Consider the following 22811-nt stretch of genomic DNA (forward strand, 5'->3'; position numbering starts at 1 on the left):
CCGCCGGCCGTCACCGTCCGGCGGCGTAGCCCTGGGCGCCGCGCGGGTTGGCGGCGGCCTTGAGGAAGGCGCCGTCGCGGGCGACCGCGCTGAGCCGGCCGAGCGACCACGGGTCCTGCACCTCGACCTCGTGGCCGCGCCGCCGCAGCTCCGCCACGACGCCCGGGTCGACGCGGTCCTCGACGTGCAGGACGCCGGGGCGGGACCCGCGCGGGTAGAACGAGCTGGGGAAATGCTCGGAGTGGAACATGGGGGCGTCGATGGCCTCCTGAAGGTTCAGCCCGCCGTGGACGACCGCGAGGAAGAAGGCCAGGCTCCACTGGTCCTGCTGGTCGCCGCCCGGCGTGCCGAAGGCCAGCCACGGCCTGCCGTCCCTGAGCGCGAACGACGGCGACAGCGTGGTGCGCGGGCGCGTCCCCGGGCGCAGGGCCGCGGCCACGCCGTCCTGCAGCCAGAACATCTGAGCCCGCGTGCCCAGGCAGAATCCCAGCTCGGGGATGGTGGGGGAGCTCTGCAGCCAGCCGCCGCTGGGGGTGGCGGAGACCATGTTGCCGAAGCGGTCCACGACGTCGACGTGGCAGGTGTCGCCCTTGACCGTGCCGTCGCGGGCCACCGTGGGCTCGCCCACGCCCTGGGGCGAGCGGGCGCCGGACAGGCCGGGCGCGTCGCCGGCCGTGCCCGGGTCGGGGAAGTCGGGCAGGCGCGGCGCGCGCCCGCCGGGAGCGCCGGGCCGCAGCTCCAGGCTGGCGTGGGGGCCGATCAGCCGGCGTCGCTCGGCGTTGTAGGCCGGGCTCAGCAGGTCGGACATGGGCACGTCGGTGTCGCCGTACCACGCCTCGCGGTCGGCGAAGGCCAGCTTGGCGGCCTCGGTGACCGTGTGCACGTAGTCGGCGCCGAGGAAGTCCGCCGCGTCCAGGCCGAGGTCCTTCAGCAGGGCGAGCTGCTGCAGGAACACCGGCCCCTGTCCCCACGGGCCCGTCTTGCACACGGTGTGGCCGTGGTAGTCGAAGGTCAGCGGCTCTTCGACGGTGGCCGTCCAGCCCGCCAGGTCGTCGCCGGTCAGCAGCCCGCCGTGCACCTCGCCCGAGCTGTCGCGCCAGGCCGTCTTGGCGCAGAACGCGGCGACGGCCTCGGCCACGAAGCCCTCGTACCAGGCTTTCCTGGCGGCGGCGAGCTGACCCTCGCGGGTGCTCGACGCGGACTCGGCCTCGGCGACCACCCGCCGGTAGGTGGCGGCCAGCACGGGGTTGGCCAGCTTCGAGCCGGGGGCCGGGACGTTCCCGCCGGGCAGCCACCGCGCCGCGGAGGTGGGCCAGTCGTCGTTGAACAATCCCTCGACGGACTCGATCGTGGCCGAGATCCGCTCCAGCACCGGGACTCCGTGCTCGGCGTAGTGGATCGCGGGCGCCAGCACGTCGGCCAGCGACCAGGTGCCCCAGCGTTCGAGCAGCAGCATCCAGCCGCCGAACGCCCCAGGCACGGTCGCCGCCAGCAGCCCGGTGCCGGGCACGACGTCCAGGCCCAGCTCGGCGAAGCGCTCGATGGTGGCCGCGGCGGGGGCGGTGCCCTGCCCGCACACGACCGACACCTTCTGCTCGGCCTCGCTCCACAACAGGATCGGCACCTCGCCGCCGGGGCCGTTCAGGTGCGGCTCGGCGACCTGCAGCACGAATCCGGCGGCCACCGCCGCGTCGAACGCGTTGCCGCCGCGTTCCAGCACGCCCATGCCGGTGGCGGAGGCCAGCCAGTGCGTGCCGGCGACCATCCCGAAGTCGCCCGTCAGCTCGGGCCTGGTGGTGAACAAGATCTCTCCTTCTTGTGGGACGGCGCTATCGCACCGCGGCCGCGTCGGGGACGCGGTCCGCCGTGACCAGATGGCAGGCGGCCGGATGGCCGTTGCCGCGTGAATCGGTCAAAGGGGGCTCGATGGTACGGCACTCGTCGTACGCGAGCGGGCACCGGGTGTGGAACCGGCAGCCCGAGGGCGGATCGACCGGGCTGGGCACGTCACCGCCCAGCACGATCCTGCGCCGCTCCCGCTGCCTGACCGGGTCGGCCACCGGCGCCGCCGACAGCAGTGCCTGCGTGTACGGATGCCGCGGCCCGGCGAAGATCTCGGCCGTCGGCCCGGACTCCACGATCTTGCCGAGGTACATGACCGCGATCCGGTCGGCCAGGAACTCCACCACCGACAGGTCATGGGTGATGAACAGGCACGAGAAGCCCATGTCGCGCTGCAGATCGGTGATCAGGTTGAGCACCGACGCCTGCACCGACACGTCCAGCGCCGACACCGGCTCGTCGGCCACGACCAGCCTGGGCTCCAGGATCAGCGCCCTGGCCAGCCCCACCCGCTGCCGCTGCCCGCCGGACAGCTCGTGCGGATGGCGCGTCCGCATCTCCTGGCGCAGCCCGACCTTCTCCAGCATGGCGCCTACGCGCCGCGCCGCCTCCCGCCGGTCGGCCAGCCGGTGCCGCAGCAGCGGCTCGCCCACGATCCGCTCGATCGTGAAACGCGGGTTGAGCGAGGAGAAGGGGTCCTGGAAGACCATGTGGACGTTTCTGCGCAGCGGGCGCATGGCCCGGCGCGACAGGTGCGTGATGTCGCGCCCGTCCAGCTCGATCGTGCCCGCGGTCGGCTCGGTCAGGCGCAGCACGCACTTGCCGACGGTCGACTTGCCGCTGCCGACTCGCCGACCAGCCCGAGCACCTCACCTTGGCCGATCTCCAGCGACAGGCCGTCCACGGCGCGTACCGGGCCGTAGTGCTTGACCAGGTCGTCGATGCGCAGGATCACGTCCCACCTCCGGGGTGGTAGCAGGCGGCGAGATGGTCGTCGGCCTGGCGGGTGAGCGGGGGCCTGGACAGCCGGCAGTCCGCCCGGACGCGCGGGCAGCGGTCGTGGAAGGCGCACTCGTCGGGGTCGGAGAGCGGCGAGGGCACCATGCCGGGGATCTCGGCCAGGCGGCCGTTCACGGCGGCGGAGGGCAGGGCCTTCATCAGCCCCAGCGTGTACGGGTGCCGCGGGCTCGCGAACAGTTCGGTCACCGGGGCCTGCTCGACGGCGCGGCCCGCGTACATGACCACGGCCCGGTCGGCGAGGTCGGCCACCACGCCCAGGTCGTGCGTGATCAGGATGATCGCGGTGCCCAGGCGGTCGCGCAGGTCGCGGAACACGTCCAGCACCCCGGCCTGGATCGTCACGTCGAGCGCCGTGGTGGGCTCGTCGGCGATCAGCACCCGCGGCGAGCAGGCCACCGCGATCGCGATCATCACGCGCTGCCGCATGCCGCCGGAGAGCTGGTGCGGGTACTCCTTCATCCTGCGCCGCGCCGCCGGGATGCCGACCAGCTCCAGCAGCTCCACGGCCCGCCGGTCGGCGGCCTGCCGCGACAGGCGCTCGTGCCGGCGCAGCACCTCGGTGATCTGGTATCCGACGGAGAACGACGGGTTCAGCGAGGTCATGGGCTCCTGGAAGACGACCGAGACCTCCTTGCCGCGTACCCGCCGCAGCTCGGCCTCAGGGAGCGTGGTCAGCTCGCGGCCGTCGAGCCTGACCGAGCCCGACAGCCGGGTCGTGTCCGGCGGCAGCAGCCTGGGCACCGACATGGCGGTGACCGACTTGCCGCAGCCGGACTCCCCGCACAGCGCGAGGATCTCGCCCTCGTCCAGGGTGAGCGAGATGTCCCTGACCGCCTGGACGAGGCCGTCCTCGGTGTCGAAGCCCACGCTCAGGTCGGTGATCTCCAGCAGGCTCATCGGACGCTCCTCGGATCCAGTACGTCACGCAGCCCGTCACCGAGCAGGTTGAAGCCGAGCGTGGCCAGCGCGATCATGAGACCGGGCCAGACCGCCAGCCACGGCGCGTCGCTCAGGTACTGCTGGGCCGTCGTCAGCATCACGCCCCACGACGGAGTCGGCGGCTGCACGCCCAGGCCCAGGAACGACAGCGTGGACTCCCCGATGATCGCCGCCGGGATCGCCACCGTGGCCTGCACGATGAGAGGGCTGGCGCAGTTCGGCAGGACGTAGCGGAAGATGAGGTGCCCGTCTCCTGAGCCGTCGGCGACGGCCGCGGCCACGTAGTCCATCTCCCTGACCGCCAGCACCTCGCCCCTGGTGATCCGGATGACGGCGGGGAGTTGGGAGAAGCCCAGCGCCAGCACCACGCCCTTCAGCGAGGGCCCGATGATCGCCGCCAGGCCCACCGCGAACACCAGGAACGGGAACGCCAGCGTCACGTCCACCAGCCGCATCACGACCGGGTCCAGCCAGCGCCGGTAGAACCCGGCGACCAGCCCGATCGGGATGCCCACGGCCATCGCCAGCAGCGTGGACAGCACCCCGGCCTGCAACGAGACCTGGGCGCCGTGCGCGATCCTGGCGAACGCGTCGCGCTCCAGGTCGTCGGTGCCCATCGGGTGCGCGCCCGACGGCGGCGCGAGCGTGGCCAGGTATTCCTGCGCCGCCGGATCGCCGGTCACCAGCGGGCCGACCAGCGCCAGCAGCACGAACGCCACCACCAGCACCAGCCCGGCCATCGGCATCGGACGTCTCCTGAAACGCCGCCACAGCCTAGTCATGTGCGCCTCCCGACAGCCTGATGCGCGGGTTGAGCAAGGCGTAGGCGATGTCGACGAGCAGGTTGACCAGCACGTATCCGATGACCGTGATCAGCACGACGGCCTGGATGACCGGGTAGTTCCTGGTCAGGACCGCGTCCACGGTCAGCTTGCCGAAGCCGGGGATCACGAAGATCTGCTCGGTCACCACGGCCCCGCTGATCAGCGCCCCGAGCTGCAGGCCGAGCACGGTCACCACGGTCGTCAGGCTGTTGCGCAGCGCGTGCGCGCCCACGACCTTGACCTCCGACAGGCCCTTCGACCTGGCGGTGCGGACGTAGTCGGCCGACAGCGCGCCCAGCATGGCCGAGCGGGTCTGCCGCATGAGGATCGCGGCGAAGCCGGTGCCGAGCACGAGCGCGGGCAGGATCATGCGCTGGAGGTTCTGGACGGGGTCCTCGGTGAAGGGGACGTACCCGGAGGCGGGCAGCACCCGCCAGGTGACCGCGAACAGCAGGATGCCGAGCAGGCCCAGCCAGAAGTGCGGCACCGACAGCCCGGCCAGGCCGAACCCGGTGGCCAGGTAGTCGGCGGCCTTGCCGCGCCGGACGGCCGCCACGATGCCCGCCCCCACGCCGACCACGATCGCGACCAGCATGGCCAGCGCCGACAGCTCCAGCGTCACCGGCAGCCGTTCGGCGATGATGTCGATCACGGGGAGCTGGTCCTGCGTCGAGCGGCCGAGGTTGCCGGAGAGCGTCTGGCCGACGTAGTCGAGGTACTGCGCGGGCAGCGGCTTGTCCAGGCCGAACTCGTGCCGGATGGCCGCCACCACGGCGGGCGAGGCCTCCTCGCCCGCCATGACCGTGGCCGGGTCGCCCGGCAGCGCCCTGATCCCCAGGAAGATCAGGACGCTGCCCAGGAACAACACGATCACCGCTGATCCGCAGCGCCGGAGGATGAACCAGAGCATTACGCGGCGAACCCGGCGGTGACGAAGCGCGGCAGGCCGTCCTTGAAGTACTGGACGCCGGCGACGTTCTTGCTCATCCCCAGGTAGTACTTGTTGTGGTACAGGTACAGGACGCCCCGAAGCTCGGCGGCCCTGCGCATGGAGCTGCCGTAGAGCTCGGCCCGCTTGGCCGGGTCGGATTCGGCGGCGGCCTGCTTGATCGGGTCGTCGATGCCCGGGTCCGACATGCCGCTGTAGTTGTTGCTGCCCTTGGTGGTGACCAGGTTCGTGAGGTTGCCGTCCGGGTCGACGCGGCCCGACCAGCCGTTCAGCAACACGTCGAACTTGCCCGACTTGCCCTGCTCAAGGGTGCTGACGAACTCGGCCGTCTGCACGCTCACGTCGAAGCCGGCCTCCTTGGCCATCTGCTGGATCACCTGCGCCAGGCGCTGGTTGACGGCGTCGTTCGGGCTGGTGAGCGTGACCGGCACCGGTGCCGGCACGCCGGACGCCTGCACGAGCTGCTTGGCCTTGGACAGGTCGCGCTTGGGGCACTGCAGGTCCTTCGACCGGTACGGGCTGTCCAGCGCCACCGGGTAGCAGTCGACCTCGTGCAGGCCGTTGTACACGGTCTTGTTGATCACGTCGCGGTCGAGCGCCAGCTCGAACGCCTCACGCAGCTCCGGGCTCTTGGCCAGCGCCGTGTTCACGGTGCCCGGCTGCTCGGTGGAGCCGTTGGCGTTCCCGGTGTTGATCGTGATGCCGTAGTAGCCGAGGCCGCCGCCGGACACGACGGTCAGGTTGGGGTCGGTCTGCACGCCCTTGACCGTGGTCGTGGCGAGCTGGTCGGCCACCTGCACGTCGCCGGACTTGAGGTTCGCGGCCCGTACGTTGGGGTCGACGATGATCTTGTAGACCAGCCGGTCCAGCTTGACCTTGGCCGCGTCGTAGTAGTCCGGCGCCTTGTCCAGCACGATCTGGCTGCCGGAGGTCCTGCTCGCGAACGTGAACGGCCCGACGCACACCGGGCTCGCGCCGAAGTTGTCGGCGGCGGCGTCGAGCGCCTTCGGTGACATGATCATGCCCGCGCGGTCGGCGAGCTGCGCGGTCAGCGGTGTGAACGCCTGCGACAGCGTGAGCCGCACGGTCGCCGGGTCGACCGCCGTGACCTCGGACACCGCCGCCAGGTCTGCCTGGCGCGCGGACTTCTCCCAGGTGCGATGCCGGTCGAGGGACTTCTTGACCGCCTCGGCGTCGAAGGGCGTGCCGTCGTTGAACTTCACGCCCTGGCGCAGCTTGATCGTCACCTCCTTGCCGTCGTCGGAGACCTCGGGCAGGGCGGTGGCGAGCTGCGGGACGAGGCTCGCCGAGGCGTCGATGTCGTAGAGCTTCTCGCACATGTTCGCGAACACCTCGCGGCCCACCAGCGTGGTCGAGATGCTCGGGTCGAGGGCGTCGGGGTCGGCGTTGAGCGCGATGTTCAGCGTGCCGCCGCCCTTGACCGGCCGGTTGTCGGCCGAGTGGGCGGATATCGAGGGAGGGGCCGAGGACGTGGAGCCGGAGCCGCCTCCGCCGCAAGCCGTCAGAGCGAGGGGGAGGGCGGCAAGTGCCACGACGAGCCTGGGGGACGGTCTCATGAGGCCCCCGTTGGTGCGTATTTGGGAGACTGTATACAAGACCTGACATTGCAATGGTATTTCGCAACCCTATGTTGTTACCTGAGTGTTTTCCAATCGTTTGGGGGTTTTAGTGCGGTGGTGGGTGCCGCGCCGACGGTCGCCGGGCCCGCCGGGGGCATCGTCATACCCGGTGTGAGGTCACTCATGTCGGGACCATCGTTGACAAGTAGTCAGGTCTTCTTCTTAGCCCGTTGTACCAGCCACAGGCTCACGCCGTACATGGCCAGGCCGAGCACCATGAACCCGATCGCCACCGGCCAGCGCAGCCCCGGCGGCATGTACGTGGCCAGGAACCACGACTGCCGCAGCCGTCCGTCCGAGATGAAGACGGCCGCGAGGACGCCCTGCGGGATCAGCGGGATGGCGCCGAACGACACCCCTGTGATCACGATGGCCCGCTGCACCTTCGGCATGTCGGGCAGCTTGTACGACGCGCCCGCGGCGGCCCGCCCGTCGGGACGGCGGCCCGTACGCATCAGGTGGAGCAGCTCGGGGCCCTGGGCCGCCAGCCGCCGCTGCGCGAGCAGGCCGAACCCCCAGTAGCACAGCACGCCGGTCACCAGGCCGACCAGCACGCCCCACCAGCCGGACAGGGCCGCGACCGCCACGGCCGGCGCCCCCGTCAGCGCCACGAGCGCCAACGTCAGATACGCCAGACCGGTCAGCGCGCCGTCGTCCTCGCTGGTGCGCAGGGGGTTGCCGGTGCGCCGCTGCGGATCGGTGCCCGGCACCAGCCCGTACACCGAGATGAGCGGCACCAGCCCCGCCGCGCCGCCCAGCAGCGCGGCCACGGCCGCCAGGACCAGCGCCCACGGCCCGCCGGTGACCAGCGTGAACGCCACCGCCACCAGCACCGCCACCGGTCCCACCGTCACCAGCCAGGCCAACTGCCTGCCCCGCACGTCGGACGAGCCCGGCGTCATCAGCGCGAGCCAGAGGACGGTGCCGTCGGTGCCGTAGACGTTGGCGGTCATCGCCGCCGCCATGATGATGAAGATCGGCGCGGCCCACGGCAACATGCCCGTCCAGCCCAGCACGAGGGGCGCGCCCGCGAAGAACACCCCGTAGGCCAGCGCGAACGTGAGCTGATGGTTGCGTACGAGGTCACGCGACCACGTACGCAACTCCTTGGCGACCACCGCGCCGCGCCCGGTGGCGGCCCGCATCGGCCGCCGCCCACGGGCCGAGGGCCGGCTCGCACCCGCCCGCCGCGACAGCAACGCCGCCCACGCCGCCAGCAGCAGCACGATCAGCACCGCCATCGCGGCCAGCGCCGGATACTCACCCCGGACGGCCAGCAACCCCCAGCCCGACGGCAGGTACCGGACGAACTCCGGGATCTGCCCGCCCTGCCCGAACGCCACCGCGAACACCCACGCCTGCCCCAGGAAGGCCAGCACCGCGCCGTTGATCACCCCCGCGGCCACCGCCCCGGCCCGCGAACGCAACGCGATGCCCAGCAGCGCCACCGCCACCTTCGACAGCAACACGAACACCGCGAGCTGCAGCACCATCGCCGGCACCGCCACCAGCGCGTTCACCGGCGTGGTCGCGGCCACGACCAGACCGGCCAGCGCCACCAGGCTGATCACCGGCGCCACGCCCACGAACGCCGACACCAGCAGCCCCGCCGCCATCCTCCGCGCGGGCAGCCCGATCAGCGAGAAGAACTCCGGGCGCAGCGTCTCGTCGCCGCCGCCGGAGAAGACCGGGCCGATGATCCAGCCCAGCATCCACACCGCGTACGCCGCGGCCGGCCAGTCGCCCCCCAGGAAGGCCAGGTAGATCGTGCCCGCCGCGAGCACCAGGCCGAGCGTGCCGCCCATCGCCATCGTGCCGCCGCGCTGGCCCTTGGCCGAATGGCGCAGGATCGCGACCTTCATCCTGACCATCGTGACCGCTACAGCCATGACAGCCCCCTGGCCGCCGTCGAACCCGCGCCCACCAGGTCCACGAACCGGTCCTCCAGGGTCGCCGAGCCGCGTACCTCGTCGAGCGGGCCGGCCGCCGCCACCCGGCCCTTGTCGATCACGCCCACGTGGTCGCAGAGCTGCTCGACCAGCGCCATCACGTGGCTGGACAGCACGATCGAGCCGCCGCCCGCCACGAAGCCGCGCAGGATCATCTTGATCGTCGCCGCCGACACCGGGTCCACCGCCTCGAACGGCTCGTCCAGCACCAGCAGCCTGGGCGCGTGCAGCAGCGCCGTGGCCAGGCCGATCTTCTTGCGCATGCCGGTCGAGTACTCGATCACGAGCGTCTTCTCGGCCGAGTCCAGCTCCAGCACCGACAGCAGCTCCTCGGCCCGCTCGGCCACCACGTCCTTGCTCAGCCCGCGCAGCAGGCCGAGATAGGTCAGCACCTCACGCCCGGTGAGCCGCTCCGGCAGGGCCAGCCCGTCGGGCAGCACGCCGACGAGCTGCTTGGCCCGTGCCGGATCGGACCACACGTCGGCCCCGAAGATCCGCGCTGTGCCGGCGTCGGGCCGCAGCAGGCCCACCGCCATCGACAGCGTGGTCGTCTTGCCCGCGCCGTTCTGCCCGACCAGCCCGTAGAAGGAGCCTTGCGGGACGGTCAGATCGACGTGGTCCACGGCGACGTTCTCGCCGAAGGTCTTGGCTAAACCCTTGATCTCCAAGGCCGATGTCATGCTTGTCTCCTGGTGGCGAGGGTGAAGATGGTGACCAGCTCGCGGGCGAGCAGGTCGAGGTCGAAGCCGGGGTCGGCGAGGAGCCGCCCCGGTACGGCGTCGATGGCGCCCCGGATCGCGATGGCCATGCTCCGCTGGTCGAAGTCGCGGAACTCACCCGATCGCCGGCCCCACTCCAGCACCTTCTCCAGGTCGGTGATCGCGATCTCGGCCTGCTCGGCGTACGGGCCGGGGCTGCCCTCCTCGCCCGGCATGTGGGTGATGATCTCCACCAGCGCCAGGAGGGGCTTGCGGTGCAGCCGCATGAACTCGAGGTTGCTCTCGATGTAGGCGCGCAGGCCCTCGGTCGCGGTGGGCTGGGAGACGATGCGCGGGACCATCAGGTCGGTGGCCAGCCTGGCCACCTCCGCGACGACCGCCTGGATGAGCTGCGTCTTCCCGCCGAAGTGGTACGAGATCACGCCAGTGCTGATCTTGGCCTGCTTGGCGATCCTGGCCAGGGTGGTGCGGGCGTATCCGTGGTCGGCGAGCACTTCGACGGCGCAGGCGATGATCTGGGCCCTGCGCGCCTCTTCAATGAACGTCCGACTTTCTGATGCCACGCTCAAAACTTTAAACGGCCGTTCAAATTCCGGCAAGGCCCCTGATGGGAGCGCGGAATCATCGTGCGGCGGCTCGCGGACGTCACCCGCTGTGCGCGGCCGCCCGGCTCAGCCGCGCAGCCTGCGCGGGGTCGGCTGGAACCCGGCTCAGGCACACAGCCGCAGCCCGCGCGGGGTGGACTTCGGCTCAGGTGCGTAGCCGCAGCCCGCGCGGGATGGAGTTGGACCCGGCTCAGGCGCGTAGCCGGAGCCCGCGTGGGGTCGGGTGGAACCCGGCCGACTCCAGCGCCGCCGCCAACGGGGAGTCGGTGATGGCGGCGCCGTCGGCGCGTTCGACGGTCAGCTTGCCCAGGGCGCCGTCACGGACCGCCAAGGCCAGTGCGTCGACCGCCGGTTGCAGCCGCTCGCCGTCGGTGAACGACAGCAGCGTCTTGCCGCCGCGCTCCACGTACAGGACGAGGTGGCCGTCCACCAGCACGACCAGCGACCCCGCCTTCCTGCCCGGTTTGTGGCCGACGTCGCCGGGGTGCTGCGGCCAGGGGAGCGCGGCGCCGTACGGGTTGGCCGGGTCGGCGGCGGCCAGCACCACGGCTCGCCGCCCACCACCCGGCCTCCGCCTCTCTCCGGCACCGAGAACCGGTCTCTCCCCGGCACCGAGAACCGGTCTCTCCCCGGCACCGAGGACCGGGCCGGAAGGGGCGTCACCGGGCGCGGAACCCGGGGCGATGCCCGGAGCCAGAGCACGCATCCGGTCGACCGCACCGGGCAGGGCGAACTGCGCGCCCCCGAGCCCCTCGACGAAGTAGCCCCGGCGGCATCGCCCGCCCTCCTCGTAAGCCCGTAGAACCTGATAGACGGGCGTGAATCCGCCGGGCAGCCGTTCGGAGGTCACCGCTCCCCGCGTCACCACCCCGTGCCGCTCCAGCAGCACCTCGGCCTGCGCATGGGCCCGCTGGGTGGCGTCGGGCCCCGGCGACGGCAGCAACCACCACCGCCCCGCCACGGTGGGAGGCCCGCTCCTGCTCGGCAGCACCGCCCGGCGCCGCCGCGTCGTGGCGGGCCGGTGCGCGGGACGCCCGGTGCCGAGCGTGGCCCGCAGGGCCGCGAGCGTGTCACCCGACACCCGCCCGGCCCACACCAGGTCCCACAGCGCGGACGCCAGCGCCGCGTCGTCCAGCGACCCCACCTGGTCGGAGAGCCCGCGGAAGAACAGCGCGCCACCCCCGCCGAGCAGCTCGAGCACGCGTTCGTGCACCGGGGTCAGCGTGATGTCGGCGGGCTCGGGCATCAGCAGCGGCGCGGTGTCGGCGAAGTAGAGCGACACCCACCCGTCACCGCCGGGCAGCGAGCCCTGCCCCACCCACATGACGTCGCCCGACGAGGTCAGCTCGTCGAGCAACGCCGGATGGTAGCCGGGCACCCGGGATGGCAGCACCAGCGTCTCCAGCGCCGAGGCCGGCACGGCGGCCCCCTGGAGTTGTTCGATCGAGCGGACCAGCGCGTCCATGGCCCGCGCCGACCCGGTCACACCGCGCTCGGCCGCCCCTGTCAGGCCGCGCTCGCCCGACCCGGTGGCGCCGCGCTCGGCCAGGTCGGAGCCGGTGATGCCGTGCCAGGCGGGCAGGAAGAGCGCCAGCGTCTCGGGCGCGACCGGCTCGACCTCCTTGCGCAGCCGGGCCAGCGACCTGCGGCGCAACATCCGGAGCACGCCCGCGTCGCACCACTCCTCACCCCGCCCGCCCGGCCGGAACTCCCCGCTGACCACCCGCCCGGTCGCCGCCAGCCGCCGCAGCGCGTCGGTGACCACGGCCACGCCCAGCCCGAACCGGGCGGCGGCCGTGCCCGCGTGGAAGGGCCCACGCGTACGGGCGTGCCGGGCCACCAGGTCGGCCAGCGGATCGGCCACCGGCTCCAGGAAGGCGTGCGGCACCCCGACGGGCGGCGGCACCCCGAGCGCGTCGCGCATGCGCGCGGCGTCCTCGATGGCGGCCCACCGCTGCTCGCCGGCGATACGGACCCTGATCGCGCGCCGGGCTCGTTCGAGCTCCTCCAGCCAGGCCGGGTCGCCGCCGCGCACACTCACGTCGGGGGTCGACAGCGGCCCGTGCGAACGCAGCAGGTCGGCCAGGTCCTCCAGGTCACGCAGCGGCCGGTCGAGCCGGGCCAGCTCGTGTTCTGTGTCGGAGATGACGTCGGGGTCGAGCAGCTCACGCAGGTCGGCCTGGCCGAGCAGCTCGGCCAGCAGGGTGGTGTCGAGCGCCAGGGCCTGCGCGCGGCGTTCGGCCAGCGGCGCGTCACCCTCGTACATGAACGCGCCCACGTAGTGGAACAGCAGCGCCGCCGCGAACGGTGAAGCCTGCGACGTCTCCACCTCCACCACCCGCACCCTGCGGGCGGCGATGTCGCGCATGAGCTGGACGAGCCCCGGCACGTCGAAGACGTCCTGCAGGCACTCGCGCATGGTCTCCAGCACGATCGGGAACGAGGCGTACTGCGAGGCCACGCCCAGCAGATTGGCGGCCCGCTGCCGCTGCTGCCACAGCGGGCTGCGCCTGCCCGGCGTACGGCGCGGCAGCAGCAGCGCCCGGCCCGCGCACTCCCTGAACCGGGAGGCGAACATGGCCGACCCGCCCAGCTCCTCGGTGACGATCTGCTCGATCTCCTCGGCGTCGAAGGCCGCCACGTCGGTGGGCGGCTCGGCCAAGGTGTCGGGGATGCGCAGCACGATGCCGTCGTCGGAGTGGACGGCCTGCACGTCGATGCCGTAGCGCTCGCGCAGCCGCCGGTTGATCGCCAGCGCCCACGGGGCGTGCACCCGCGCGCCGTAGGGGGAGTGGATGACCACCCGCCAGTCGCCCAGCTCGTCGTGGAAGCGTTCGACCAGGAGGGTGCGGTCGTCGGGGACGTAGCCGGTCGCCTGACGCTGCTCCGCGAGGTAGGCCAGCAGGTTGGCGGAGGCGAACTCGTCGAGCCCCGCCGCCCGCATGCGTTCCGTCGTGTCCTGTTTGGCCTGCTCGCGCAGGAACTGCCCGATCGCCCGGCCCAGCTCGGCCGGCCGCCCAGGCGCGTCGCCGTGCCAGAACGGCAGCTTGCCCGGCTGCCCCGGCGCGGGCGAGACGAGCACCCGGTCGGCCGTGATGTCCTCGATCCGCCACGAGGTCGCGCCCAGCACGAACACGTCACCGACGCGCGACTCGTAGACCATCTCCTCGTCCAGCTCGCCCACCCTGGAGCCACGCTCGCCCACCAGGAACACGCCGAACAGCCCCCGGTCGGGGATCGTGCCGCCGTTGGTGACCGCCAGCCGCTGCGCGCCGGGACGCCCCTGGAGGACGCCGGTGACGCGGTCCCAGACGATGCGCGGGCGCAGCTCGGCGAACTCCTCGCTCGGGTAGCGCCCGGCCAGCATGTCGAGGGTGGCCTCCAGCGCGCTCCTGGGCAGCGTGGCGTAGGGGGCGGCGCGCTTGACCACGGACTCCAGCTCGTCGACCGTCCACTCGTCGAGCGCGGTCATCGCCACGATCTGCTGGGCCAGCACGTCGAGCGGGTTACGCGGATAGCGCAGCTCCTCGATCAGCCCGCTCTTCATGCGCTCGGCCACCACGGCGGTCTGCACGAGGTCGCCCCGGTATTTGGGGAAGATGACGCCCCTGGACACCGCCCCCACCTGGTGCCCCGCCCGGCCGATGCGCTGCAGCCCGCTGGCCACGCTCGGCGGCGCCTCCACGCACGCGACCAGATCGACCGCGCCCATGTCGATGCCCAGCTCAAGGCTGGAGGTGGCGACCACGGCGGGCAGGCGGCCCGACTTCAGCGCCTCCTCGATCTGCGCCCGCTCCTCCTTGGAGACCGAGCCGTGGTGCGCGCGGACGATCTCCGTCACGGCGCCCTTGCTCGCCCCGGCCTGCGCCATCATCGCGGCGGGCATGCGCTGGGCCGGACCTGGCTCGGAGTCCGGGGCGGTCTCCCACATCGACAGGTCGACCTGGGAGACCGCCTCAGGGTCGCCGTGCTCGCGTTCGTAGGCCAGCTCGTTGAGACGCGTGCACAGCCGCTCGGCCAGCCGCCGCGAGTTGGCGAACACGATCGTCGAACTGTGGGCCTCGATCAGGTCGAACAGCCGGTCTTCGACGTGCGGCCAGATCGACCGGTTGCCCGGCTCGAGGGCGAACTCCTCCTCGCCGCCGCCCGGACGGACGCCCTCCATCTCGGTCATGTCCTCCACCGGGACGACGACCTCGACCTCGATCCGCTTGTCCGACGGCGGTTGCACCACGGTGGCCGGACGCGCGCCCCCCAGGAACGCCGCCACCTCGCTCACCGGACGCACGGTCGCCGACAGCCCCACCCGTTGCGCCGGCCGGTCGAGCAGCGCGTCGAGCCGCTCGAGGCTGAGCGCCAGATGAGCGCCGCGCTTGGTGCCCGCGACCGCGTGCACCTCGTCGACGATCACCGTCTCCACGCCCCGCAGCGCTTCCCGCGCCTGGCTGGTGAGCAGCAGGAACAGCGACTCGGGCGTGGTGATGAGGATGTCGGACGGCCGGGCCGCGAACCGCCTGCGGTCTTCGGCCGGAGTGTCGCCCGAGCGGATCGCCACCGAGATCTCCGGCACCGGCAGCCCGAGCCGCCGCGCCGTCTGCTTCAGCCCGGCCAGCGGCGCGCGCAGGTTACGCTCGACGTCGACGGCCAGCGCCTTGAGCGGTGAGACGTACACGACCCGCGTGCCCGTGCGGGCCTCTCCTCCGCCTGATCCATCTGCACGGGGGCGTCCTGTACGGGGGCCTTCCGCGCTGGGGCCTTTCGTGCCGGAGCCTTCTGCGCCGGAGCCCTCTGTGCTGGGGCCTTCCGCGCCGGAGGCGGCGAGCCGGTCGAGCGACCACAGGAACGCCGCCAGCGTCTTGCCCGACCCGGTGGGCGCCACGACCAGGGTGTTGTCACCGCGCGAGATCGACTCCCACGCCCCCTCCTGGGCGGCCGTGGGAGCCTGGAAGGCTCCGGCGAACCATTGCCTGGTCACCTGGCTGAACTGGTCTAGCGTGCTCACCAGCACATACTGCCTCGCGCGACCGACAGAAATCGCATCTGGCGCCGGGGCGGGAGGTTGAGCGGGCGCCCTGGCGGACATACAGCGACCGTGACCATTGACTACGCGGCCATCGACGCCCGCCGTGCGGACATACGAGAGCGCTACGTGTTACCGCACCGACCGTCCAGCAGCGCGCGGGGGCTGCACCACGTGGCGCTGCTCTCGTCCGACGTGGAACGGACCATCAAGTTTTACCAGGAACTCCTGGAGTTCCCGCTCACCGAGATCATCGAGAATCGCGACTACAAGGGTTCCAGCCACTTCTTCTTCGACCTCGGCAACGGCAACCTGCTGGCGTTCTTCGACTTCCCCGGGCTCGACGTGGGGCCGTACCAGGAGGTGCTCGGCGGGCTGCACCACATCGCGATCTCCGTCGACCCCGCCACGTGGGAACGCCTGCGCGGGAAGCTGGAGATGGCCGGCGTGCCGCACCAGATCGAGAGCGGCGCCTCCATTTACTTCAAGGACCCCGACGGCGCCCGGCTGGAGCTGCTCGCCGACCAACTCGGTGAGATGTACGGCGCGCGGGTGCTGTAGATCCGAAACCCTTCTACAAGGGCGGATCCGACCCCGCGCAGGCTAACGCCGCGATGCCCGCCGCGTACGCGGCCTGCCCGCACGCGGCGCCTGCCTGATGCCCGCGTGCCGCTCGGCGCGCTCGGCCTTCTCCTTCCGTACGGACTGCCGCAACACTGACAGAAGGTGGCGGCGCCTGGCCCGGTTCGCTTTCGTCCTGGCTGTCTTCGGGGGTGAAGACTTGGGGGTCTTTGGCATGGGGGTGTCCTACCCACCCCCGGCCCGCTTCCATACTTGGGTTCATGCGCCTGACCGAGTTCTGGAGACGGATGAACGCTCATTTCGGCGACACCTACGCCGAGTCGTGGGCCAGCGACTACGTCATCGCCCCGCTGGGCGGTCGCACCGTTGTCCAGGCCCTGGCCGACGGAGAGAGTGCCAAGACGGTGTGGCGCGCGGTCTGCCAGGTGGAGGACGTCTCGCCCAAACTGCGCTGAGAGCCCTGGGCCGCCTTGGGGGCGCTGGAGTCGCTTTTGGTGCCGCTTCGCGGGTCGTTTGGGGGTCGTTTTGGGGGTCGTTTTGGGGGCGTCAGCCCGGGGGCGCCGTGTCGAGCGTGTGGCGCAGCGCGGTCGCCGTGTGCTCCGGGTCACCGGCCGCGTCCTGCCCGCCCGGTGACCACAGGTACTGCCATCCACGGCTCGACGGGGTGGCGAAGACGATCGTCTGGCGGCCCGTACGCGGGTGCCACACCCACAGGACCGGATCGTCGCCTCCGACCATGCGGCTGACCAGACCGTGGGCGGGCAACGATTCGGCGAGAGTCTCGAGATGGACGCGCCGTTCCCCGGTGTAGCCGCTCGCCACGTGACGCCTCCCGCTGTCGTCCCTGCTGTGAGTCTCCCCAGCTCACCGCGCATGACAACACGTCGGCGCGAGCGTCGTCGGGCGGGTGGTCCCATGACGACGGTCACGGGCTCGAAGCCGAAGGTCAGCGCGTACGGCTCGGCGAACTCGCGCGCCGGCGGCCCGTCGGCGCGGCAGCCGGAACCGTCCTCGAACGGCCCTGGAAGCGCTCCCGCCGGGCCCTGACGACTGGTGGGCAGGCGATTGACGGCTGCCTGCGTGTTCGTGCTGAGATCGAACAGCCGTTCGGCTACGATGAACAGAGCCGGGCCACGACTTCCCCGACTGCGGCAGAAAATGTCGGTGGCAGGCCGTAGCTTTCACTCGACTGATCGGACCACGACTCTCCAGGGGGAGTTCCCATGGCTATCAACGACCGCGAGAAGGCCCTCGAGACCGCACTCGCTCAGATCGAGCGGCAGTTCGGCAAGGGCTCAGTCATGAGACTGGGCGACGACGCCCGCGCCCCCATCGAGGTGATCCCCACGGGGTCGATCTCCCTTGACGTGGCCCTCGGCATCGGCGGCCTGCCGCGCGGGCGCATCGTGGAGATCTACGGCCCGGAGTCCTCGGGTAAGACCACGGTCGCCCTGCACGCGGTGGCCAACGCCCAGCGGGCCGGCGGCATCGCGGCGTTCATCGACGCCGAGCACGCCCTCGACCCCGAATACGCCAAGAAGCTGGGGGTCGACACCGACGCCCTGCTGGTCTCCCAGCCCGACACGGGTGAGCAGGCGCTCGAGATCGCCGACATGCTGATCAGGTCCGGCGCCGTCGACATCATCGTCATCGACTCGGTGGCGGCCCTGGTGCCCAAGGCCGAGATCGAGGGCGAGATGGGCGACAGCCACGTCGGTCTTCAGGCCCGCCTCATGTCCCAGGCGCTGCGTAAGGTCGCCGGCGCACTCAGCAGCACCGGCACCACCGCCATCTTCATCAACCAGCTCCGCGAGAAGATCGGCGTCATGTTCGGCAGCCCCGAGACGACGACCGGTGGTAAGGCGCTGAAGTTCTACGCCTCGGTCCGCATGGACATCCGCCGCATCGAGACCCTCAAAGACGGCACGGAGGCGGTCGGCAACCGCACCAGGGTCAAGGTCGTCAAGAACAAGATGGCCCCGCCCTTCCGCGTCGCCGACTTCGACATCCTCTACGGGGTGGGCATCTCCCGCGAGGGCGGCCTCATCGACATGGGTGTGGAGCACGGCTTCGTCCGCAAGTCGGGCGCCTGGTACACGTACGAGGGCGACCAGCTCGGCCAGGGCAAGGAGAACGCCCGCAACTTCCTGAAGAACCACCCCGACATGGCCAACGAGATCGAGAAGAAGATCAAGGACAAGCTGGGCGTGGGCCCGCGTCTCGACGCCCCCGCCGCCGAGCCCGCCGCCGCCCCGGCCCCGGCCGCCGCCGCCACCTCCTCGGGCCGTGGGTCCAAGTCCACCCCGAAGCCGGGTGACGTCTGATCGTTCGCCCCATGAGCAGTCCGGACCGGCCACAGGCGCCCCACCCCTCCGACCGGGGCGCCTGGCCAGACCCCACCCCATCACGCCGCCGCGACCCGGCCCGCCCGGACCTGGCCCGCTCCTCCGCCGACGGCTGGCCGTCGGTCGACGAATGGCGGCAACAACGCCTCCGCCAGCGCGCCGAGGAAGAGCAGACCGCCGCCACAGAGAACGCCGCCACAGAGAACGCAGCCGTCCCTGCGGAGGAGGCAGCCACTGCTGTGGAGGCCGGTGATCCGCTTCCGGACGCAGCACCCGAGCCGTTCCACCCCGACCCGCGGATCGGTGCGCGGGACGATCGAGCCATGCGGCTCGGCACCCCGGAAGACCGGGCGGAGGCACTCGGCCCAGACGAGGGTAGTCCTGCGGACGAGGGGACCCCGTCTGAGACGTCCGGGTCAGAGGTGTCCAGGTCTGAGCCCTTCGCGTCCGAGACGTTTGCGTCTGAGATTTCCGCGTCCGCGACGGTTGCGTCCGGGGCATTTACGTCCGGGGCATCTACGCCTGGGGCGGTTGCGTTCGAGGCATCTGCGTCCGGGACGTTCGCGGAGGAGACCCCGTCCGGGACGTTTGGGGGGGAGGCCCCGCCCGGGGCGCTCGGGGAGGAGGCCCCGTCCGGGGCGCTCGCCGACGTTGGGCGAAGCTTCTTCGCATCTTCCCCTGGGCCTGGCGGCGAGAAGCCGTCAAGGTCGGCCGACGACGCGAGCGGTCGTGGTGGTGCGGGCGGTCGGCGTCGTGCGGGGGGTGCCGACGGCGGAAGGCCGGTTGAGGGCGACCACGACAGCCTGGAGGCCCAGCAGAGCGTCTCGCGGGAGCGGCGTCCCAGTGACGAGTGGCATTCCGAGGTGTTGGCCGGGAGCAGTTGGTTCGCGGCCGAGCCCGATGACGGTGGGCAACAGCCACGTTCGGGCAAGGGCCGCCGTTCCGGCGGGTCCGGCAAGCGTGCCCGGCGATCAGGCGGGAAGTCCGTACGTTCCGAGGAGCCTGACTCCGAGACACGCCCGTCCGACAGAAGGTCGGGGCGATACGACACGGAGACAAGCCCGTACGGCGAAGGCGTAGAGCAGCATGACACCGGGGCAAGCTCGTACCTCGAAGGCGTGGAGCGGCATGACGCCGGGGCAAGCCCGTACACCGAAGGCGTGGAGCGGCACGATGCCGGGGCAAGCTCGTACACCGAGGAGGCGGGCTGGGGCGGGGCTGAGACACGTTCGTACGGTGAGACGGGTGAGGGGTTTGGCGACCAGGCCGGGCGGCGTGGGCGTGGGGCCGGTCGGTTCGGTGGCGGGGGACGGAAGGGGAGCCGGAAGCGAGGGCGGTGGCCTGATGGGCCCGACGCCGAGAGCTCGGCCGGGTCTGCGCCCGACGCCGATCCGGAGTCGGTGGCCCGTGCCATCTGCCTGCGCCTGCTCACCATCGCGCCCAAGACGCGCGCCCAACTCGCCGAGGCACTGCGCAAGCGGGAGGTTCCGGAGGAGGCCGCGGAGGCGGTGCTCAGCCGGTTCTCGGAGCTGGGGCTGATCAACGACGAGGCGTTCGCGGCGGCCTGGGTCGACTCCCGGCACCACGGCCGCGGGCTGGCCAAGCGTGCCCTGGCGGCCGAGCTGCGCCATCGGGGGGTCGACGGCGACCTGGTCAACGAGGCCGTCGAGCGTCTCGACCCCGATCAGGAGGAGGAGACGGCCCGGCGGCTGGTGGAGCGCAAGGTCTCCGGCACCCGATCCCTCGACCCGCAGACCCGCACCCGGCGGTTGGCGGGCATGCTGGCCCGCAAGGGCTACCCTTCCGGGCTGGCCTTCCGCGTCATCCGGGAGGCCCTCGAACAGGAGGGGATTGAGATGGAGGACGACGGCTTCCTGTAGCGCCGCGCCCTGCCCGGCTGCCACCGGCAGCATCACAGGTCTGCCATCAGCAGTGCACCCGGTCTGCCACTGGTCTACCACCGGTAGTGCCATTGGCAGTTAGCCGAGCTGTCGGCAGTGCCTCGTGGTCTGCCACCGGCAGTGCCTCCCGGTCTGCCACCGGTCTGCCACCGCCAGTGCTACCAGGTCTGCTACTGGCAGCGCGTCCGCTTGCTATCGGCGTCCTCCGCGAGGCTCTCGAAGTGGAGGGGTTTGAGATGGAGGAGGACGCCTTTCCGTAGCGCCCCACCTGGCTGCCACCGCCACCGTTGCCCGGCTGCCATGGGCGGTGCTTCCTGGTCTGCCACCTGGCGGTGTCACCTGGTGGTGTCACCTGGTGGTGTCACCTGGTGGTGTCACCTGGTCTGCTACTGCCAGCGCTACCGGTTTGCCGTTGGCAATGCCGGCGGTTTGCCACCGGTGGTGCCGTGTCGCTTGCTGGTGGCGGGCAAAACGGGCGGTATTGGGGGTATCTGGCTGAATGTGGAGATGCAAGCCTGTAAGACACGCTTGATGACGCGTTTGCTTGCTCGTGACCTGTTCGACGCATAACCTCGACGGCAGTGAGGAGTTACTCCGCGCAGCGCGGATTGCCATACCGGTGAACGACGGACGAACGAGCTTGGTTGATAGAGGCAGGCGAGGTGTCGGCTTTCGCGGTCGACGCCCCATCCGCCTTGGCTTGACATCGATCCCGGCGACGACGCCGTCCGGGCTGTCCGCGGCGCGCCTGTGACCCCTCCCGTTTTGTGGCCGCGTTATGAGTTCTTGACGACGCGAGGAGGGCGGGGCGCACATGGGGCCGCTGGTCGTGGTGCTGATGGTGGCGGTGCTCGTGCTCGCGTTCGGGATGATCGTGGCGCTCCTCGTCGTCATACGGCGCACGTCGGGCGGCGGGTCGCGCGCCGCCAAGCCGACCCCCGAGCAGGCGCAGGCCGTGCACGAGGAGCTGGAGGAGGCGCGTCAGGAGGCCCGCGAGATTCGCCGCAAGGCGGAGACCGACGCCGAGGAGATCCTGCGCAGGTCCGAGACGGCGGCCCAGAGCGCCACGGAGATGCGGCGGGAGGCGGAGGAGGAGAGCCGGACACTCAAGTCCGAGCTCAAGGAGCAGCGCGCCGACCTCGAGCGCCGCGAGGCGCGGCTGGCCGAGCGGGAGCAGCGGCTGGACGAGGAGGCCCGGCGGCAGTCCGAACGCGACAGGAAGCTGGCCGAGACCGAGGTCGAGCTGGCCGACCGCCGCGATGAGCTGCTGCAGGTCGAGGAGGAACGACGGGTCATCCTGGAACGGGTGGCCGGGCTCACCGGCGAGCAGGCCAAGGCCGACCTGGTCAGGGAGATCGAGAACCAGGCCAAGCGCGAGGCGGCGCTGATCGTCCGGGAGATCGAGGGGGACGCCCGCAAGGAGGGCGAGAAGCGGGCCACGAAGATCGTGACGCTGGCCGTTCAGCGGCTGGCGGCCGAGCAGACGGCCGAGTCGGTCGTCAGCGTGCTGCACCTGCCCGGCGATGAGATGAAGGGCCGGATCATCGGCCGCGAGGGGCGTAATATCCGGGCCTTCGAGTCCACGACCGGGGTGAACCTGATCATCGACGACACCCCCGAAGCCGTGCTGCTGTCGTGCTTCGACCCGGTCAGGAGGGAGACGGCCCGGCTGACGCTGGAGAAGCTGGTGCTCGACGGCCGCATCCACCCGCAGCGCATCGAGGAGGCGCACGACCGCAGCCGCCAGGAGGTGCAGGACCTGTGCGCGCGGGCCGGTGAGGACGCCCTCGTCGAACTGGGCATCACCGACATGCACCCCGAGCTGACGCTGCTGCTCGGGCAGTTGCGCTACCGCACCTCGTACGGGCAGAACGTGCTCAAGCACCTCATCGAGTCCGCGCACATCGCGGGGATCATGGCCGCCGAGCTGAAGATGAACCAGACGCTGATGAAGCGCTGCGCCCTGCTGCACGACATCGGCAAGGCCCTGACCCACGAGGTCGAGGGCAGCCACGCGCTGATCGGCGCCGAGATCGCCCGCAGGTACGGCGAGGAGGAGGACGTGGTCCACGCCATCGAGGCGCACCACAACGAGGTCGAGGTGCGTACGGTCGAGGCGGTGCTCACGCAGGCGGCCGACGCGATCAGCGGCAGCAGGCCCGGGGCCCGGCGGGAGTCCCTGGAGGCGTACGTCAAGCGGCTGGAGCGGCTGGAGGAGATCGCGCAGTCGTACGAGGGCGTGGAGAAGGTCTTCGCCATGCAGGCCGGACGGGAGATCCGGGTCATGGTCAAGCCCGACGCGATCGACGACATCCAGGCCCAGGTGATCGCCCGCGATGTGGCCAAGCAGGTGGAGGAGGAGCTGACGTACCCGGGGCAGATCCGCATCACGGTGGTCAGGGAGTCGCGCGCGACCGAGTTCGCCCGCTGAGCCCCGGCGCCCGGCGCACGGCGGGTGGCGGGCAGTGGGCAGTGG

Annotated in this window: 17 protein-coding genes; 5 read left to right on the forward strand and 12 right to left on the reverse strand. The window is 71.4% G+C overall.

The annotated features are described in order from the left end of the window. Positions 1-10: 10 nt before the first annotated feature. From ABD844_RS42070 to ABD844_RS42120, 11 genes are all read right to left on the reverse strand, one after another. Positions 11-1765: a gamma-glutamyltransferase family protein gene (locus tag ABD844_RS42070; protein WP_425568750.1), complete on the reverse strand. Its 1755-nt coding sequence runs from the start codon at positions 1763-1765 to the stop codon at positions 11-13. Positions 1766-1829: 64 nt separating this feature from the next. Further along, positions 1830-2657 (reverse strand): ABC transporter ATP-binding protein, encoded by an 828-nt coding sequence (locus ABD844_RS42075; protein ID WP_344891646.1) that lies wholly within the window; start codon positions 2655-2657, stop codon positions 1830-1832. Further along, the gene (locus ABD844_RS42080) at positions 2645-2797 is read right to left on the reverse strand and encodes a hypothetical protein (protein WP_344891649.1); all 153 of its coding nucleotides are present in this window, start codon (positions 2795-2797) and stop codon (positions 2645-2647) included. The genes ABD844_RS42075 and ABD844_RS42080 overlap by 13 nt, the downstream gene beginning before the upstream one ends. Further along, the gene (locus ABD844_RS42085; RefSeq protein ID WP_344891652.1) at positions 2794-3759 is read right to left on the reverse strand and encodes an ABC transporter ATP-binding protein; all 966 of its coding nucleotides are present in this window, start codon (positions 3757-3759) and stop codon (positions 2794-2796) included. Before ABD844_RS42085 ends, ABD844_RS42080 begins: the two co-directional genes overlap by 4 nt. Further along, the gene (locus ABD844_RS42090) at positions 3756-4583 is read right to left on the reverse strand and encodes an ABC transporter permease (RefSeq protein WP_344891655.1); all 828 of its coding nucleotides are present in this window, start codon (positions 4581-4583) and stop codon (positions 3756-3758) included. Before ABD844_RS42090 ends, ABD844_RS42085 begins: the two co-directional genes overlap by 4 nt. Beyond that, a complete protein-coding gene (locus ABD844_RS42095; RefSeq protein ID WP_344891658.1) occupies positions 4576-5535 on the reverse strand; it encodes an ABC transporter permease in 960 nt (319 codons plus the stop codon). Before ABD844_RS42095 ends, ABD844_RS42090 begins: the two co-directional genes overlap by 8 nt. Next, entirely contained in the window at positions 5535-7151 is a 1617-nt protein-coding gene (locus ABD844_RS42100) for an ABC transporter substrate-binding protein (RefSeq protein WP_344891661.1), read from the reverse strand. Before ABD844_RS42100 ends, ABD844_RS42095 begins: the two co-directional genes overlap by 1 nt. Positions 7152-7363: 212 nt before the next feature. After that, entirely contained in the window at positions 7364-9103 is a 1740-nt protein-coding gene (locus ABD844_RS42105) for a hypothetical protein (RefSeq protein ID WP_344891664.1), read from the reverse strand. Beyond that, positions 9094-9843: an ABC transporter ATP-binding protein gene (locus ABD844_RS42110; RefSeq protein WP_344891667.1), complete on the reverse strand. Its 750-nt coding sequence runs from the start codon at positions 9841-9843 to the stop codon at positions 9094-9096. Before ABD844_RS42110 ends, ABD844_RS42105 begins: the two co-directional genes overlap by 10 nt. Next, positions 9840-10445, reverse strand: coding sequence for a TetR/AcrR family transcriptional regulator (locus tag ABD844_RS42115; protein ID WP_344891670.1), 606 nt, complete (start codon positions 10443-10445; stop codon positions 9840-9842). Before ABD844_RS42115 ends, ABD844_RS42110 begins: the two co-directional genes overlap by 4 nt. A gap of 232 nt (positions 10446-10677) precedes the next feature. Then, entirely contained in the window at positions 10678-15495 is a 4818-nt protein-coding gene (locus ABD844_RS42120) for an ATP-dependent helicase (RefSeq protein WP_425568743.1), read from the reverse strand. An 84-nt stretch (positions 15496-15579) separates the two neighbouring features. Here ABD844_RS42120 and ABD844_RS42125 point away from each other — a divergent pair, with 84 nt between their 5' ends. Next, positions 15580-16068 carry a VOC family protein gene (locus ABD844_RS42125; RefSeq protein ID WP_344891676.1) on the forward strand — a complete coding sequence of 163 codons (489 nt, stop codon included), beginning with the start codon at positions 15580-15582 and terminating at the stop codon, positions 16066-16068. 281 nt (positions 16069-16349) lie between these two features. Further along, complete coding sequence (locus ABD844_RS42130) at positions 16350-16544, forward strand: DUF3046 domain-containing protein (protein ID WP_344891681.1); 195 nt, start codon at positions 16350-16352, stop codon at positions 16542-16544. A 91-nt stretch (positions 16545-16635) separates the two neighbouring features. Here the strand turns inward: ABD844_RS42130 and ABD844_RS42135 are convergent, their stop codons facing one another. Continuing rightward, a complete protein-coding gene (locus ABD844_RS42135; RefSeq protein ID WP_344891686.1) occupies positions 16636-16911 on the reverse strand; it encodes a hypothetical protein in 276 nt (91 codons plus the stop codon). Positions 16912-17312: 401 nt separating this feature from the next. Here ABD844_RS42135 and recA point away from each other — a divergent pair, with 401 nt between their 5' ends. The 3 genes from recA to rny all read left to right on the forward strand — a co-directional run bounded on the left by recA (position 17313) and on the right by rny (position 22766). Then, positions 17313-18413, forward strand: coding sequence for a recombinase RecA (gene recA, locus ABD844_RS42140; RefSeq protein ID WP_344891689.1), 1101 nt, complete (start codon positions 17313-17315; stop codon positions 18411-18413). 344 nt (positions 18414-18757) lie between these two features. Further along, complete coding sequence (recX, locus tag ABD844_RS42145) at positions 18758-20314, forward strand: recombination regulator RecX (protein WP_344892176.1); 1557 nt, start codon at positions 18758-18760, stop codon at positions 20312-20314. 835 nt (positions 20315-21149) lie between these two features. Next, positions 21150-22766, forward strand: coding sequence for a ribonuclease Y (gene rny / locus ABD844_RS42150; protein WP_344891692.1), 1617 nt, complete (start codon positions 21150-21152; stop codon positions 22764-22766). Positions 22767-22811 lie beyond the last annotated feature (45 nt).

Source organism: Nonomuraea antimicrobica, assembly GCF_039536965.1.
Classification (GTDB): domain Bacteria; phylum Actinomycetota; class Actinomycetes; order Streptosporangiales; family Streptosporangiaceae; genus Nonomuraea; species Nonomuraea antimicrobica.

Coding starts and splice junctions, on each gene's coding strand:
- ABD844_RS42070 (WP_425568750.1), bottom strand. CDS start 1,765: ATGGTCGCCGGCACGCACTGGCTGGCCTCCGCCACCGGCATGGGCGTG.
- ABD844_RS42085 (WP_344891652.1), bottom strand. CDS start 3,759: ATGAGCCTGCTGGAGATCACCGACCTGAGCGTGGGCTTCGACACCGAG.
- ABD844_RS42090 (WP_344891655.1), bottom strand. CDS start 4,583: ATGACTAGGCTGTGGCGGCGTTTCAGGAGACGTCCGATGCCGATGGCC.
- ABD844_RS42095 (WP_344891658.1), bottom strand. CDS start 5,535: ATGCTCTGGTTCATCCTCCGGCGCTGCGGATCAGCGGTGATCGTGTTG.
- ABD844_RS42100 (WP_344891661.1), bottom strand. CDS start 7,151: ATGAGACCGTCCCCCAGGCTCGTCGTGGCACTTGCCGCCCTCCCCCTC.
- ABD844_RS42105 (WP_344891664.1), bottom strand. CDS start 9,103: ATGGCTGTAGCGGTCACGATGGTCAGGATGAAGGTCGCGATCCTGCGC.
- ABD844_RS42110 (WP_344891667.1), bottom strand. CDS start 9,843: ATGACATCGGCCTTGGAGATCAAGGGTTTAGCCAAGACCTTCGGCGAG.
- ABD844_RS42130 (WP_344891681.1), top strand. CDS start 16,350: ATGCGCCTGACCGAGTTCTGGAGACGGATGAACGCTCATTTCGGCGAC.
- recA (WP_344891689.1), top strand. CDS start 17,313: ATGGCTATCAACGACCGCGAGAAGGCCCTCGAGACCGCACTCGCTCAG.
- recX (WP_344892176.1), top strand. CDS start 18,758: ATGCGGCTCGGCACCCCGGAAGACCGGGCGGAGGCACTCGGCCCAGAC.
- rny (WP_344891692.1), top strand. CDS start 21,150: ATGGGGCCGCTGGTCGTGGTGCTGATGGTGGCGGTGCTCGTGCTCGCG.